The sequence below is a fragment of the Nocardia sp. CNS-044 genome (assembly GCF_059570515.1).
In genome coordinates this window covers 371,608-386,245 of sequence record NZ_JCANSX010000008.1, presented here as the reverse complement: position 1 = coordinate 386,245, position 14,638 = coordinate 371,608, and the positions used below count along the sequence as shown (strand labels likewise).

Genomic DNA, 14,638 nt, shown 5'->3' with positions numbered 1-14,638 from the left:
TCGGCGCGAGATCACCAGTCCCGCGCGGCGAGCAGCAGATGGCGGCGCACCCGTTCGACGTGGCGACGCGGCGAACTTCCGGGACGCCGGGCCAAGAAGGCGGTGTTGATCGGCGGGTCCTCCGGTTCGAGCAGCGCCGTCACCGCACCGGAAGCGAGTTCGCGCGCACAAAGGTAGCGCGGCACCACGCTGACGCCCGCGCCCGCGACCACCCCCGCGAGCACCGCGCGCAGATCGCCGACGATCAACGCGGGCTCGGCCGTGAGGCGGGTGTCGAAGACGTGGCGCCAGTAGCGGCGCAGGATCGGCAGGTCGGCGGCGTAGCTGAGCAGCGGCAGCCCGGCCAGCGCCGTGGGATCTCCGGCGCGCAGCCGCGCGGTGTCGACGCGCCGCGCCACGGCGGGGGCGGCGACGAGGACGAATTCCTCGTCGGCGAGCGGTTCGGCGAGCACTGTGCGCCCGCGCGGGCGGGTGGTCGCCACGACCAGGTCGTAGGTTCCGGCCCGCAGACCGGCGAGCAGGTCGTCGGTGAGGCCCGCGGTGAGTGTCAGCCGGACGCCGTCGGCCACGAGCGGCGCCAACGCGGGCACCACCATGGCGGCAAGCAGTTCGGCGGGCCCGGCCAGCAGCACCGGCGGTTCGGGCAGCGCGGCCTCCGGCTCGGCGCCGCCCGCGATCGCTTCCAGCTCGTCCATCGGTCCCGCCAACCGAGCGGCCAGCTCGTGCGCCGCGGCCGTCGCCGCCACGCCGCGCGGCAGCCGATCGAACAGCGGACGACCCAGCCGCCGCTCGAGAATCTGCAATTGCGTGGTCACCGTCGGCTGCGACAGCCCGACCTGCGCGGCGCCCGCCGTGATCGACCCCGCGCGGTACACGGCGAGGAAGGTCCGCAGGTGCGCCAGCTCCGCCACGCCATGGGTCCGCCGATCCGCCACGGCGAAAGTCTATTGCCCCGCCGATAGCACCCGTCGCTAAGCTGTTGCTCCTATGGCTCTCAGCGCGACACTGCACACGTTCACCGTTCATCTGGCCGATGTCGATCGCGGCGTCTACGAGGAGCTGGAGTTGCGGGTGGCGCGCCACCCGTCGGAAACGGCCGAGTTCATGCTGACGCGGCTACTGGCCTACTGCCTCGAGTACGAGGAGGGCATCGCCTTCAGCGACGGCGGCGTGTCCTCCACCGACGAGCCCGCCGTGCTGGTGCGCGACCTCACCGGCCGCCGCACCGCATGGATCGAAGTCGGCGCACCCGACGCGGACCGCGTGCACCGCGGCAGCAAATCGGCCGAACGCGTCGCCATCTACACCCACCGCGACCCCGCCAAGGTGCTCGCTCAACTCACCGGCAAGCGCATCCACCGCGCCGCCGACATCCCCCTCTACAGCTTCGACCGCGCTTTCATCGACGCCGCCGTCCCCGTCATCGACCGTCGCAACACGATCACGCTCTCCGTCACCGAACGCCTGCTCTACCTCGACCTCAACGGAACGATCCTGAGCACACCGATCGAAGAACACCGCCTCACCTGACCGCGGGTGAACGGCGGGTGCGGCACGCGGTAGAGAGAAAGGTTGGGCCGCAACCGATTCGGTATCCGTGCGAGGCTCGCTGTGACCGATGCGGATCGAAGGACGACAACGGCCCTCCGCGCGCTGGGCAGCGGAGGGCCGTGGTAAGCGAGGGGCGGAACGGTTACCTGCACACCCCGTCGAAGGCGGTGCCCTCGCGGGTGACGACGCCGTCCAGGATCGAGCACGCCGTGCCGTCAGCGACGGGCACCCGCACGACCGCCAGCGTGCGCGGATCCACGCACGGCGCCTTCGGCGAACGGAAGCCCGCGGCCGCCAGGCTCGTGTTCAGCTGGTAGCCCGCGGACTCACAGGCCTCCTTCGCCGCATGCAGGTAGGCGTCGGTGGCGGGGTCCGCGGCGGCGTACCCGGCCCCCACCACGGGGAGCACGGCGGCGATGGCGGCTCCGGCGAGGAGGGTGATCCGGCGGTGTGCGAGTTTTGTCATGGCCGAGATCTTATGGGCTGAAGTCGGTTTCATGAACAATTCGGCCTGCGAAATCGCATACCGGGTCCTGCAGGGCGGGACAGGCGCGCGTTCGGCGCACACGAGGCCGCACCGACGGGGGTGCTTCCGGCCGGACACGAGCAGCTAGACAGTAGCCGATCGCACTTTTGCCGAGCGCCGAACGGGGTAGATCGGAAGGGCGGGCGCGGCGAACGCGCCCGGGGCAGCCGAGGGAGGTCGGTCGCATGCGATTGCGACGCAGTACACCGTACGGCCCCGGCCTGCGCCGGATCGGCCGCGGCCGCGGCTTCTCCTATCTCACTGCCGAAGGCGAGCCGGTGTCCGACCGGGAAGAACTGGAACGCATTCTCGCCCTGGTCATCCCGCCCGCATGGCGGAAAGTGTGGATCTGCCCCTACCCGAACGGACACATCCAGGCGGTCGGCGTGGACGCGGCCGGCCGCAGGCAGTACCTGTACCACGAGCAGTGGCGGCGCGAACGCGACGAGGAGAAGTTCGACCGCGTACTCGAGCTGGCGGCCCGGCTGCCGCAGCTCCGGGAGCGGCTCGGCGCGGACCTCGACCGCCGCGGCCTCGATCGGCACCGGCTGGAGGCGCTCGCCATCGGACTGCTGGACCGCGGGGTCTTCCGCATCGGCGGCGAGGAGTACGCCGAGGAGAACGGGACGCGCGGCGTGGCCACGCTGCTGAAGGAGAACGTGGAACTGCACGGCGACGAGCTGGTGTTCGATTTCACCGCCAAGGGCGGCATCCGGCGACAGGCCCGCCTCTGCGACGCGCGATTGGCCAAGGTGGTGCAGACCGTGCGGCGCAGTCGTACCCCGTCGAAGCGGCTGCTGACCTACCGAGACAAGACGGGCTACGGCGAACTGCACGCCGACGACATCAACGCCCGCTTCCGCGAACTCACCGAATGCGAGTGCAGCGCGAAGGATCTGCGCACCTGGCAGGGCACCGTACTGGCGGCCGTCGGCTTCGGACAGGCCGATCCGCCGTCCTCGCAGCGCGGCCGCAAACGCGTCGAGCGCGCGGTGACCGAGCGCGTCGCGGCGGAACTCGGCAACACACCCGCGGTCGCACGCAGCGCGTACATCGATCCGCGGGTGGTCGAGGCGTTCGAGGACGGCGTCACGATCTCCGACGCGCTGCGGCGGGCCGCGCGCCGCGAGTCGGAGGACGAGCGCAGGGAGCTGACCGAGCGCGCCGTCATCCGCCTGCTGCGCCGCCGCGCCGGATGATCGGCGCCGGGTAGCCGGTTGAATCGACGCCGGGTGCTCGGCACACCCGGGTTCAGACCTGCCGCCACTTCTCGTCGTCGAGCATCACGCTGGCCTGCGGTCCCATCAGCAGCATCCCGCCGTCCACCACGAACGACGCGCCGGTCACGTATCCCGCGGCGGGTGTGGCCAGGAAAGCGACGACGGACGCGACCTCCCGCGCGTGGCCAGGACGGCCGAGCGGCACGCCGGGTCGTGGCTGCGAGCGCGGGTCCACATCCTCCTGACCTGTCATCGGCGTCGAAATCTCCCCCGGCGCCACGGAATTCACCGTGATGTCGTATTCGGCGAGTTCCAGAGCCAGCACCTTGGTCAACGCGCCCAGCCCCGCCTTGGCCGCGCAGTACGGCGCCGCGCCGACCAGCGGCGCGTGCTCGTGCACGCTGGTGATGTTGATGACGCGGCCGCCGTGCCCGCCCTCGATCATGTGCTTGGCGGCGCGCTGCGAACACAGGAACGCACCGTCCAGATCGACCGAGAGCACGTGGCGCCAGGTGTCGAAGTCCATGTCCATGGCCTTCTGCGCGGAACCCGTCCCCGCGCAGTTGACCAGGACGTCCAAGCCGCCGAGTTCGTCGGCCAGCTCATCGATGACCGCAGCGGAGGTGGGCAGGTCGCCGAGGTCGAGCTGTCGCACGGCCGCCGAGACGCCGCGCTCGCGCGCCTCCTCGGCGGTCCGTTCGGCGCCCTCGGCGTCGGTGTGAAAAGTGATGCCCACGTCGGCGCCGCCACCGGCCAGCGCGACGGCCACCGCCGCGCCGATACCGGAGTCCGACCCGGTCACCACGGCGCGCAGCGGCGCGCCCGCACGTTCTTCGGGAAGCGGAGCTGTAGTAGCCATGCTCGCGGCATACCCGACCGCCCTGCCGTCACACTCCGATCACGAGACGACGGCGTCGACGGCCTTCTTCAGCGCCGAGGGCTGGGCGGGCGAGGTGGGCGCCTTCTTGCGCAGCTCGATCATCCGCGCGCCGAGTTCCTGCAACTGCTTGCGGCCGAGGTGTTCGCGCACCTGCGGGAACCACTCGTTCTCCTCTTCGTCGATGTGGTGGTCGACGTTCTCGATGAGCACGGTGGCCTTGGCGGTGAAGTGCTCGTCTTCGGGCTTCATGGCGGCCAGCTCCATGACGAGCACGTCGGCCACGTGGTGCTCCTCGTAGGACTCGAGGATGTCGTCCTCGAGTTCGGGGACGAGCTTGCGCACTTCGGGATACATGCACTCGTTCTCGAGATAGGTGTGCACGGTCAGCGCCTCGATGATCTTGTCGACCACTCGCGCCTTGGTGGTGTGCGCGTCCGACCCCGCTTTCTCGAACTCGCGGAACAGTTTGCGGATCGCCTTGTGATCCTCGCGCAACAGCACGATCGCGTCGGTGCTCATCGGTGACTCCTCCATCGGGACAACGGCTACCTGACTTCGCTGCCGTCATTCCCGTTCGCCGCGCGCCGAAACCGGCTTCGGCCTCGCCTCCTTCGATCAGCCGAACCGGTACGGCGTCAGATATTCGGGCACGATCACCTCCGTCTCCGGGCTCGCCGCGCGCACCGCGGCGATCAGCGCGTCGCGGCGCTGTGCGCTCTCGTCGTCGGTGCGCGGCGGGTTGGCCAGCGGGGATTCGAAATCGTCCCAGTGCACCGGAACCACTGTGCGCGGGTGATCCAGCGCGCGCATCAGCCGCGCGGCGTAGTCGTGCGTGGCGTCGCTGCTGTTGACCGCGATCATGGCGACGTCGGGCGCGGCGCCCGTCAGGTTGCGTTCGACGAAATCGCTTGCGCCCATGAAGAACACCGACGGCCCGCCGTCGACGCGCAGCAGGAACGCCAGCGTGTCGCCCTCGGGCAGATCGGCGATGGTCGCGGGGCGCTCGGGACGGCTGGTCCGCACGCCGGGGAAGGTGAGCGAATACCGGCCGGTCCGGCTGTGCAGCGAACCGACGATCTCCACGGTGTAGCCCCCGAAGTCGAGCACCTCGCCGCCGCGCACCACGCTCAGCTGATCGGACGGCACGTCACAGGCCTGCGCCACGTGATAGGTCGTCAGGGTGCCGAAGACTCGTGCGCCGCTGCGCGCGGCGATGTGCGGCACGTCGTTGAAGTGGTCCCAGTGGGTGTGCGTGACGAACACGTACTTCGGGTTGCCGATGTGCGGATCGATCGCCGCGGGATCGACCCGCAGCGGCGCGTTCGCGTCGAAGGCGCCCGCGGCGAGACCGACCGGATATCTGCTCAGGTACGGGTCGATGAGCAGCGTGTCGCCGCCGATGTCGACGCGCCAGCCCGAGACGCCGAGCCAGCGGAATTCCGCGTTCCCAGCACCGGGCAGGCGGACGGGTTCGCCGGAATCCCGGCTCGAAAGGAACGCGCCCGCGCCCGCCGCGCCGACGGCCGCGACTCCGGCGCCCGCGGCGGTGGTGCGGAACAGGGTGCGTCGGTTGATCCGTGGAGATGTCATGGCGACGAGACAAGCAGGCCGCCGCGGGTCACGTCCAAGATCGAAAACCCGCCATGCCGATACGCGATCGGATATCAGACCTGGTCAGAACTATCGCGGAGAGCGTCGACGGCGAGCCGCGCCGATCGCGCCATGGCCAGGTCGACGTCGATGCGTCGAGTGGCGAGCTCGTCGCTGCGCGCGAACACCGCCACGGCGTAGCGCCCGCCGTCCGGGTACTCCAGGACGCCCGCCTCCATGTGCAGTCCGGGCAGCGTGCCGGTCTTCGAGGCGACCAGCACCTCGTCCGGGAACGCGGCCGCCAGCCGGGTCCAGAACATCTGGCGCCGCAACAGATCTCGGGTAGCGGCGCAGGCCGCCGGACTGCCCGCCTCATCGCGCCAGATCATGCCGAGTAGCCGGGTGATCTCCCGCGCGGTGCTGGAGGTGGTGTGTTCCGGACGGAAGACCCGCATGTCCGCCACCCGCTCCCTGGGCAGGCTCGGGAAGATCGCGGCGAATTCGGCGGCGGTGCGCGCGCCCGCGTCGGCGAACATCGTCTCCAGCAGCTGGCGCGGTCCGCCGATCACCCGGGTCGCGCCGAGCCCCAGCTCGGCGGCGAGCAGCGCGGGCGTGTCCGGTCCGATCCGGCACAGCAGCAGGTCGGCGGCCGTGTTGTCGCTGACCGACATGGTGAAGTAGGCCAGATCGCGCAGCGACATCTCCACGTCGTCGGCGCAGCCCGCGGTGCCCCAGCCGCCGAGCCGGTCCGCGGCGCGCACCAGCACGCGTTCGGTCGGGTCGAGCTGACCCGCGTCGACCTGCCTGCTGAATTCCAGGATCAGCAAAATTTTGAAGATGGAGGCGATCACCACCTGGTCGTCGGCGTCGACGCCGATCTCGCGTCCGTCGGCCAGGTCGACGGCATGGAACCGGCCGCGCACCGGCAGCTCGGCAAAGATCTCACGGATGCGCTCCTCGGGTGACACAGCGGCCACGCTACGCATTCGCTCCGGCCCTGCGCGGGGCCGATGACGAACGTCGTCCGACAGCGCCCATCGACCGGCCCGCGCCCGAGCGCCCGATATCCGATCGCATATCGTCGGCCGATGGATCTCACGCGACACCTGCGCCATTTTCTGGTGGTGGCCGAGGAGATGCATTTCGGCAGGGCGGCCGAGGTCCTCGGCATCGCGCAGCCGCCGCTGAGCCAGTCCATCCAGCGGCTGGAACGCGAACTCGGCGTCGCGCTGTTCGACCGCTCTCGGCGGGCCGTGCAGCTGACGACCGCGGGGCAGCTGCTGATCGAGGAGGCGCGCGCACTGCTCGCGGCGGAACAGCGGTTGCGCACGGTGGCGCGCAAGGCGGGCGACGGCAGTCTGGGAACGCTGCGTGCGGGTGTCCCACCGGACACACCCGCCGCCGTGCTGCACCGCCTGCTTCGCGAACTCGCCGAGCATGCCGCCGGACTCACCGTGGACCTGCACGAACTCACGACCGCCGAACAGCTCCGTCTGCTCGCCACCGCCGAACTCGACGTCGGACTGGTCGAGCATCCGGTCGACGCGCCCGACCTGCGATACGGGCCGACCGCCGAACTACCCCTCGGCGTCGCGCTGCCCCGCACCTCGCCGCTGGCCCGACTGCACGAGGTGAGTCTCGCCGACCTCGCCGGACACGAGCTGATCCTCTTCCCTCGGGCCACCGCTCCCGGCTGGCACGACGAATTGCTCGAGGTGTGCCACACACACGGATTCGTTCCGGGCCTGGTCCGGCATGCCCGCAATCCCGAATTCCTGCTCGGCCTTGTGCTTTCGGGCAACGGTGTCGCGCTCACCCGGGAGGCGCTGGCCCGACGCGAGCCGAGGGTGGCCTGGCGTCCCCTCGTCGACCGGCCGCTGCGGCTGCGCGTCGGCGCCGTGTGGCCCGACACCTCGCCGCACCCCGCCGCGCCGCGCTTCGCGCAGGTCGCCGCCGAAGTTCTGAGCGAAGGCGCCGGGCCACTTCCGGTGCCCGCACCGGAGACGCCGACCGGACCGTGGTCGTTGGTCTACACCGTTCACCCGGCGCAGCAAAAGCGTTTCGCGAGTGGAGATTTCGCAAAACCGCCCGTTTCGCACGGTGGGACGCGAGAATGAGTACGGCCGAGAACCGGCCTCTTGGGGACGCATCGGCTGTCTTGCCCGAACGACACACGTAGGGAAACACGATGAGAGTCAATCAATTCGCCGCTTCCGCCCTGCTCGCGATCGGGGCCATCGGCATATCCGCGGGCGCCGTCAACGCCCAGCCCACCGGTCCAGCCGCCGAGGTGTCCGTGCGCGGCGCCGACCAGGGCATCGGCTACACCGCCGGGCCGACCTCGGACGGCAGCGGCATCGTCACCACCGTCGAGGGCGGCGCGTTCACGCTCGCCGGTGACGCGCGGACGGTCACCCTCGCCGACGCCTCGGGCCGCATCGTCGCGACCCTGCCGATGGGCTTCACCGCCCACGGCCAGACCTTCGGCCTGACGCCGCGCATCACCGACGCGGGCCGGACCCTCACCCTGACGCCGGTCGGCGCCCCGGCCGCGACGACGCAGCACCTGCGCCAGCTGGTCGATTACGACGAGACGGTCGCGCGCAAGCAGCACAACGCCGTGGTCGGCGCGCTCATCGGCGCGGGTATCGGCGCGGTGCTCGGCTTCTTCCTCGGCGGTGTCGGCGCGCTGGTCACCGTTCCGATCGGCGCGGGCATCGGCGCACTGATCGGCTTCTCCACGCCCTGACCGACATTCGCGGGGCGCCGTCACCGAGCAAGATCGGTGACGGCGCGCCGCCGCGTCCGGCCTCGACTATGCTCGCCACGGGGCACCTCCCCGCGCCCGCCCCGCTCCGGATGGCCCGCCGCAGGAGGCATTTCCCATGGCCGACGCCCGCTTCGCCCGCACCAAGCGGATCATGCTCTGGACCGATCTCGGTTTCCTCGCGTACTGGGTCGCGACAGCGCTCGGCGCGCTCAGCGTCGGTACCGATCCTTTTCTGCGCCAATGGAACTGGTCGTTCCTCGGGCTCGACCTCGCCGCCATAGGCATCGGACTCGCGAGCCTGGCCGTCGCAGGCAGGCAGCCCGCGCTGGCCGAGCGGATGATGCTCGTCTCGCTGACCGCGACGGCCGCCGCGGGACTGATGGCCCTGAACTTCTACCTGGTGCGCTGCGAATTCGACCCGGCATGGTGGATACCGAACGCCTGGTTGCTGTTCTTCCCGATCGTCGCCATGACAACGATGATGGTCACTTCCGCGGGACGCGGGCGAATCCCCGATGCTGGATGATCGCTACCGCTCGTTCCGAGCGGGGGCACTCCCCCGAGCATGATTGTTCCCGCTGATCACGGCCGGTTCGAAGCAGACATCGACGAGGCTATGTTGGGTTCGAATTCTCCTCGGGCGCAACGATCTTCGACCCATACCCGCAGGTCGCGACCGGAAACACGGACAGCATCACCCCTGTGAAATCGCATCACGGATCTACCGTCCCATTGTGAGAATCACCAAGTTCGGTGTGTCGTTATCCTCGATTCGATCTTGGTTGCGATATGTTCGCCGCGGATAGTGGCCGTCGCCTGCGGCCTCGGGCAGCCACGGAGACGAAGGAGGTGCGCCAAGCCTCGCACGACCATCCGCCGCGAGGGGCGATGGCGTGCACGCGTCTCCAGCGACCCATTCCATTTCGACCGCGCTTCACGCGGTGACCGAAGTCGCTCCACTGCGTCGTTCCCACCTTGTCAAATACGTCACCGATGTCCGCCGCGGCCCCTCATCCCACGGTCGTCCATCGGCGATGCCCAATGGACGAAAGAAAGACCGTGTCCAGAGTCACGACTCGAATATTGATCCTCGTCTCGAGCATCCTGTCCCTAGGCGTCCTGTGCGCCCCGGCGCAGGCCGATCCCCTTTATCCCGAACCCGATCCGGACCCGTTCTACAGCGCGCCCGCCGAACTGGCCGCGTTGCAGCCCGGCGACGTCGTCCGGACACGCAAGATCGACACCGGCCTCTACGTCGGCACCGAAGGCTGGCAGGTGGCCTTCCGCTCCACCAATTCCGGTGGCAATCCCATCATGGGCATCACCACTGTCCTGCTCCCCATCGGAGTGAGCAACCCGCCCCTGGTCTCCTACCAGGCATTGATCAATTCCCTTGGCTCCCGGTGTAATCCGTCGCGCTCGCTGTTCAACGGCGAACTCCAGGACGCGCCGGGCGCGTTGCTGCCGATCGGCCGCGGCTGGGCCGTCTCCCTGCCGGACTACCTCGGCCCGACCGTCGCCTACGGCGCGGCCAAGCTCAGCGGCATGGTCACGCTGGACAGTGTGAAGGCGGTGCAGAAGGTCGCCGAACTCGGCCTCGGCTCTTCGCAGGTCGCGATCGCGGGCTACTCGGGCGGCGGCATGGCCACCGCGTGGGCTGCCGCACTCCAGCCGACCTACGCGCCCGACCTGAAGCTGACCGCCGCCGTCGCCGGTGGCATCCCCGCCGATCTCGAGCAGATGGCGCTCGGCCTCGGCTTCGAACCGCACCCCGGTTTCGGCCTGGCCTTCGCCGCCGCGATGGGGTTGGAGCGGGAATACCCTGAGCGGCTGCCGATCTCGGATCAGCTGAACCCGAACGGCCTGTGGTTCCGCGAGTTCACCCACGACGCCTGCCGCCGCTTCCTGCTCTTCCACGGCGCCTTCCGCAGCGCCGACCAGATGGCCGCGTCCAAGAGCCTGATGGACAGCCCCGAGGCGCGAGAAGTGCTGCACGAGAACAGCTTGCGCCACTACGAAGGCGTGCCGACCGTGCCGACCTATCTGTGGCAGGGCCGCTACGACACGCTGACGCCGTTCGACTCGGTCGCCGAGGTCGCCGATCGCTACTGCAAGGCGGGCGCCCCGGTGAAGCTGGTGACCTACGACATCGCGGAGCACATGACCGCGGCCGCCGCCGGATTCGCCGACGCGTGGAACTATGTCGAGTCGCGCTTCCGCGGTGATCCGGTGCCGACCAGCTGCTGACCCGGTATCGAACCGAAAGGGGACGCCCCGCCATCCGGCCGGGCGTCCCTTCTGTCGTTCCGGGCACACGACGGCGCGGTGGCACCGCACTGTCCGCCCGATCCCGGTGCGTCACCGACCGGTCAGAGCGAACCGCCGCCGCCGATCATCCACGGGTTGAACGCGCACGTCAGCTCGATGGACGCCTGCGGGTCCAGGGCGCGCAACGCGATGGCCGCGGCGCGCGGCGAGTACATCAGCGTCAGGTGATCGGACATGTCCTGCTCGCAGCCGTCCTGCAGCGCGATGTTCTGCACCGGGGCGTCCGGACCCGGTTGCAGGAAGGTCCATTCGAACGGGTTCGAGATCTGGTCGTGCCTGGTGCCGATCGCGGTGTACTCGATGCCCGGCACGGTGTCGCCGTCCCGGTTCAGGTGGGCGTAGAACTCCGAACCGACGACCTGCTGGATGTTGGCCGCGCCGATCAGTGGCCGGTAGAAGCCGAGGATGGGGATGCCCAGGTTGGTGATGAGCCGTCCCAGTGTCGCCATGCCCATCAGCGAGGTGCCGTGGTTGGTGCCGCCGAAAGAGATGAGCTTGCCGACCTTGTCCGCGCCGCCTTCGAATTTCAGGTACTGGCTCGAGACCGGTCCGCCCTGGGAATGCGCGATGATGTCGACCTTCTCGGCGCCGGTGGCGGCCAGCACGGTGTCGACGTACTCGCGAAGCTGACGGGCCGAATCCTCCATCGGGCCGACGCCGTAGCGGCCGGGCAGGAGCGGTCCGAGGCCGCCGCCCTCGAACAGGCTCGCGCGGCCGAAGTTGAAGGTGAAGACGCAGTACCCGGCGCGGGCGACCCGCGGCGACAGGTACGCGAAGGTGTCGTAGGCGTTCAGCCAGGTGCCGTGCACCAGCACCACCGGGCGCGGATGTTCCGCACTGGGACGACAATTCGGCTGGTTCGCACCTGCGGGGGCCGCGTCGGGATGGCTGAGGCCGTGGGCGAAAGCCGCGAGGAACGCCGACACCTCGGGCCCCTCACCCGCCACCCGGGAGGCGTGGCTGCGCCCGGCCGAACCCGAGCCGCTGCCCGAGCTGCTTCCGGTGTCCACGATGGGCTGCGGCTGCCTGCCGTCCGGCGCGGGCCGCAGCCCGGCGCGGACCAGATCGGCGAGCTGCTGCTCGACCGACACGCCCACGGTGGGCTCGGGCGCGGCCGCCGCGGGACCGATGGCGTGGGTCGCGCCGAGAACCGTCACGCCCGCCACGACGGCTGCCGCGACGACACCCCGCAGTCGGCCTATAGGTCTATGTCTGACTCGTGCAAGAGAGGCGACCCGCATGGAATCACACTCCAAAACTAGCGGTGAAAGTTTCCAAGGCGACCGTAAGGCCGATAAACTAGCAGCGCAAGTTTTTGTCTCCTGCGACAATGCTGCGACAGGACAAGGAGGCAAACCGTGGCCCGACCCCGCCACCCACTGCTCAACCGAGCGCGCATCGTGGCCACCGCACTGGCACTGCTCGACGCCGAGGGCATGGCGGCGGTGTCCACCAGGCGCATCGCCGCCGAACTCGGTGTTCAGGGACCGTCGCTGTACAACCACGTCGGCACCAAGGACGAACTCATCGATGCCATCGCCGACACGGTGCTCGGCGAGGTCGACACCGGAATGTTCGCCGCGCTCGGCCCGGAGAACCCGGATTGGCGTACGGCACTGTGGGATTGGGCCTACTCCTACCGCGCCGCCATGGCCGCCCACCCGAACATCGTCCCCGCGCTCGCGGGCGGCCCCGGGCATCGCCCCAACGCGCTGCGGATCGCCGACGCGGTGTTCGGTGGCTTGGTCGCGGCGGGCTGGCCGCGCCGCGAGGCGACCAAAGTCGGCGCACTGATGCGCTATTTCATCACCGGCTCCGCGCTCGCGTCGTTCGCCGCGGGATTCCCCGCCGACGCGACGGTCTACGGCGGCGACTACCCGCACCTCAGTGAAGCCCATCTGCTCGCCGATCGGCAACATCGCATCGACGAGGACGCCTTCGAGGTGGGGCTGCGTGCGCTGTTGGACGGACTCGGCGACCGCTATCGCACGGTGCGCGACGCGCTGTCCGATCGCCCCTGATTCGCCGCCGCCCTCCGGCGACCGTTCACGCGACGCGGAACGAGCCCGAATTGTCCGGATAGGGTGGAGTCGTGAACGTAGAGGTAACACCCTTGCCGGGTATTGGTGTCCGCAAAGATTTTCCGTTGAAGAACAACCGACGCGTCGGCGTGATCGACCACCGCGACGGCACTTTGGACCTGATCGTCAGCAAGCCCGACAACCCCGACGTCACCGACCAGATCTCGCTCACCCGGCGCGAAGCGTCGCTGCTCGCCAACTTGCTCGGCGCACCGCAGGTGGTCGCTCAATTGCAAGACGAGCACCGCGCATTCGACGGGGTGATCACCCGGCAGCTCACCGTTCGCCCGGGCTCGCCCTACGACGGCAGGCCGCTCGGCGACACCGCGATGCGGACGCGTACCAAGACGTCCATCGTCGCGCTCGTGCGCGCCGGGCACGTGATCGCCTCGCCGGGACCGGAATTCGCGTTCGCCGCCTTCGACGTCCTGATCGTCGTCGGCACCGCGGACGGTCTAGCGGCCGCCGCCATCATCCTCACGGACGGCTGAGGCGTGGTGGCACACGAAACCGCGCTCTCCTTGATCCAGCTGGGCGCGGTCTTCTTCGGCCTCGGCCTGCTCGGCCGCATCGCCGCGCGCATCGGCATGTCGCCGATCCCGTTCTACCTGGTCGGCGGTTTGATGTTCGGCACAGGCGGTCTCGTCGAACTGGACCATGTCGATTCGTTCATCCATCTGGCCAGCGAGATCGGCGTCGTCCTTCTGCTGCTGCTGCTCGGGCTGGAATACACTGCCGCCGAACTCGTCACCGGCCTGCGCCGATCCTGGGCGGCCGGTGTGGTCGACATCGTGCTCAACGCCACCCCCGGCGTGCTCGTCGCGCTCTTCCTGGGCTGGGGTCTGACCGGCGCCATCGCGATGGCGGGCGTCACCTACATCTCCTCGTCGGGCATCGTCGCCAAGGTGCTCAACGACCTGGGCAGGCTAGGCAACCGGGAGACCCCCACGATTCTGTCCATCCTGGTGTTCGAGGACCTGGTGATGGCCGGTTACCTGCCGGTGCTGACGGCGGTGCTCGCGAGCGCGGGGTTCCTGGCCGGTCTCACCACCGTCGGAATCGCCCTGCTCGCCGTCACGGTCGTGCTCGTGGTCGCGCTGCGCTACGGGCGCTACGTCTCGATGATCGTGGACAGCGACGATCGCGAGATCTTCCTGCTCAAGCTGCTCGGCTCGGCGCTGCTCGTCGCGGGTCTCGCGTCCGCGCTCCAGGTCTCGGCCGCGGTGGGGGCGTTCCTGCTCGGTATCGCGATCTCGGATTCGACGGCGCACAACGCCACCAAGATCCTGGAGCCGTTGCGCGACTTGTTCGCCGCGCTGTTCTTCGTGCTGTTCGGGCTGAGCACGGATCCGTCGACCATTCCCCCGGTGCTGGGCTGGGCCTGCCTGCTCGCCGTGGTCACCACGGCCACCAAGGTCGCCACCGGCTGGTGGGCCGCCAAACGCGCGGGCACCTCGCGGTACGGGCGGGCGCGCGCGGGCACGGCGTTGGTCGCGCACGGCGAGTTCTCCATCGTCATCGCGGGATTGGCGGTCACCGCGGGCGCGGTGCCGACCGAGTTCGCGGCGCTGGCGACGACGTACGTGCTGCTGATGGCGGTGCTCGGCCCGATAGCGGCGCGTGTGGTGGAACCCGTTCTCGTGTGGCGCGACCGTCGCGTGGCCCGTCCCGTCTGACGAGCGACCCTCCCGG

The 14,638-nt window shown here is 69.6% G+C and carries 16 protein-coding genes; 9 read left to right on the top strand and 7 right to left on the bottom strand.

Features of this window, described 5'->3' with window-relative positions; all coding sequences use genetic code 11:
• Positions 1-11: 11 nt before the first annotated feature.
• Positions 12-935, bottom strand: coding sequence for a LysR family transcriptional regulator (locus T333_RS20985; protein WP_496425551.1), 924 nt, complete (start codon positions 933-935; stop codon positions 12-14).
• Between the two features lie 52 nt (positions 936-987).
• Between T333_RS20985 and T333_RS20980 the strand changes: the two genes are divergently transcribed.
• Positions 988-1,530 carry a YaeQ family protein gene (locus T333_RS20980; protein WP_355002976.1) on the top strand — a complete coding sequence of 181 codons (543 nt, stop codon included), beginning with the start codon at positions 988-990 and terminating at the stop codon, positions 1,528-1,530.
• Positions 1,531-1,693: 163 nt separating this feature from the next.
• Here the strand turns inward: T333_RS20980 and T333_RS20975 are convergent, their stop codons facing one another.
• Positions 1,694-2,017, bottom strand: coding sequence for a hypothetical protein (locus T333_RS20975; RefSeq protein ID WP_355002977.1), 324 nt, complete (start codon positions 2,015-2,017; stop codon positions 1,694-1,696).
• A 245-nt stretch (positions 2,018-2,262) separates the two neighbouring features.
• On the opposite strand from T333_RS20975, the gene T333_RS20970 reads away from it, so the two are divergent.
• A complete protein-coding gene (locus tag T333_RS20970; protein WP_496425550.1) occupies positions 2,263-3,276 on the top strand; it encodes a DNA topoisomerase IB in 1,014 nt (337 codons plus the stop codon).
• 52 nt (positions 3,277-3,328) lie between these two features.
• Here the strand turns inward: T333_RS20970 and T333_RS20965 are convergent, their stop codons facing one another.
• The 4 genes from T333_RS20965 to T333_RS20950 all read right to left on the bottom strand — a co-directional run bounded on the left by T333_RS20965 (position 3,329) and on the right by T333_RS20950 (position 6,735).
• Positions 3,329-4,156, bottom strand: a complete 828-nt coding sequence (locus T333_RS20965; RefSeq protein WP_496425549.1) for an SDR family oxidoreductase — start codon at positions 4,154-4,156, stop codon at positions 3,329-3,331.
• Positions 4,157-4,195: 39 nt separating this feature from the next.
• On the bottom strand, positions 4,196-4,696 hold the full coding sequence (locus tag T333_RS20960) for a hemerythrin domain-containing protein (RefSeq protein ID WP_355002980.1): 501 nt from the start codon (positions 4,694-4,696) through the stop codon (positions 4,196-4,198).
• Positions 4,697-4,792: 96 nt separating this feature from the next.
• Positions 4,793-5,767: an MBL fold metallo-hydrolase gene (locus tag T333_RS20955; RefSeq protein WP_496425548.1), complete on the bottom strand. Its 975-nt coding sequence runs from the start codon at positions 5,765-5,767 to the stop codon at positions 4,793-4,795.
• Positions 5,768-5,841: 74 nt separating this feature from the next.
• On the bottom strand, positions 5,842-6,735 hold the full coding sequence (locus tag T333_RS20950; protein ID WP_355002982.1) for a serine hydrolase: 894 nt from the start codon (positions 6,733-6,735) through the stop codon (positions 5,842-5,844).
• Between the two features lie 120 nt (positions 6,736-6,855).
• Here T333_RS20950 and T333_RS20945 point away from each other — a divergent pair, with 120 nt between their 5' ends.
• The 4 genes from T333_RS20945 to T333_RS20930 all read left to right on the top strand — a co-directional run bounded on the left by T333_RS20945 (position 6,856) and on the right by T333_RS20930 (position 10,784).
• On the top strand, positions 6,856-7,884 hold the full coding sequence (locus tag T333_RS20945) for a LysR family transcriptional regulator (protein ID WP_496425547.1): 1,029 nt from the start codon (positions 6,856-6,858) through the stop codon (positions 7,882-7,884).
• A gap of 71 nt (positions 7,885-7,955) precedes the next feature.
• Positions 7,956-8,516, top strand: a complete 561-nt coding sequence (locus T333_RS20940) for a DUF8020 domain-containing protein (protein WP_496425546.1) — start codon at positions 7,956-7,958, stop codon at positions 8,514-8,516.
• Positions 8,517-8,652: 136 nt separating this feature from the next.
• Positions 8,653-9,063, top strand: coding sequence for a DUF5360 family protein (locus tag T333_RS20935; protein ID WP_355002985.1), 411 nt, complete (start codon positions 8,653-8,655; stop codon positions 9,061-9,063).
• Between the two features lie 533 nt (positions 9,064-9,596).
• On the top strand, positions 9,597-10,784 hold the full coding sequence (locus tag T333_RS20930) for a lipase family protein (RefSeq protein ID WP_357256386.1): 1,188 nt from the start codon (positions 9,597-9,599) through the stop codon (positions 10,782-10,784).
• A gap of 122 nt (positions 10,785-10,906) precedes the next feature.
• On the opposite strand, the gene T333_RS20925 is transcribed toward T333_RS20930, so the two are convergent.
• Positions 10,907-12,031: an esterase/lipase family protein gene (locus T333_RS20925; protein WP_355002987.1), complete on the bottom strand. Its 1,125-nt coding sequence runs from the start codon at positions 12,029-12,031 to the stop codon at positions 10,907-10,909.
• A gap of 192 nt (positions 12,032-12,223) precedes the next feature.
• Here T333_RS20925 and T333_RS20920 point away from each other — a divergent pair, with 192 nt between their 5' ends.
• From T333_RS20920 to T333_RS20910, 3 genes are all read left to right on the top strand, one after another.
• Positions 12,224-12,886 carry a TetR/AcrR family transcriptional regulator gene (locus T333_RS20920; RefSeq protein WP_355002988.1) on the top strand — a complete coding sequence of 221 codons (663 nt, stop codon included), beginning with the start codon at positions 12,224-12,226 and terminating at the stop codon, positions 12,884-12,886.
• A 71-nt stretch (positions 12,887-12,957) separates the two neighbouring features.
• The gene (locus T333_RS20915; protein WP_496425545.1) at positions 12,958-13,437 is read left to right on the top strand and encodes a cation:proton antiporter regulatory subunit; all 480 of its coding nucleotides are present in this window, start codon (positions 12,958-12,960) and stop codon (positions 13,435-13,437) included.
• 3 nt (positions 13,438-13,440) lie between these two features.
• Positions 13,441-14,622, top strand: a complete 1,182-nt coding sequence (locus T333_RS20910) for a cation:proton antiporter (RefSeq protein ID WP_355002990.1) — start codon at positions 13,441-13,443, stop codon at positions 14,620-14,622.
• Positions 14,623-14,638 lie beyond the last annotated feature (16 nt).

Bases quoted from the DNA above. Each gene is read 5' to 3' on its own strand.
- T333_RS20980 (WP_355002976.1), top strand. From the start codon at position 988: ATGGCTCTCAGCGCGACACTGCACACGTTCACCGTTCATCTGGCCGAT.
- T333_RS20975 (WP_355002977.1), bottom strand. From the start codon at position 2,017: ATGACAAAACTCGCACACCGCCGGATCACCCTCCTCGCCGGAGCCGCC.
- T333_RS20970 (WP_496425550.1), top strand. From the start codon at position 2,263: ATGCGATTGCGACGCAGTACACCGTACGGCCCCGGCCTGCGCCGGATC.
- T333_RS20965 (WP_496425549.1), bottom strand. From the start codon at position 4,156: ATGGCTACTACAGCTCCGCTTCCCGAAGAACGTGCGGGCGCGCCGCTG.
- T333_RS20960 (WP_355002980.1), bottom strand. From the start codon at position 4,696: ATGAGCACCGACGCGATCGTGCTGTTGCGCGAGGATCACAAGGCGATC.
- T333_RS20955 (WP_496425548.1), bottom strand. From the start codon at position 5,767: ATGACATCTCCACGGATCAACCGACGCACCCTGTTCCGCACCACCGCC.
- T333_RS20945 (WP_496425547.1), top strand. From the start codon at position 6,856: ATGGATCTCACGCGACACCTGCGCCATTTTCTGGTGGTGGCCGAGGAG.
- T333_RS20940 (WP_496425546.1), top strand. From the start codon at position 7,956: ATGAGAGTCAATCAATTCGCCGCTTCCGCCCTGCTCGCGATCGGGGCC.
- T333_RS20935 (WP_355002985.1), top strand. From the start codon at position 8,653: ATGGCCGACGCCCGCTTCGCCCGCACCAAGCGGATCATGCTCTGGACC.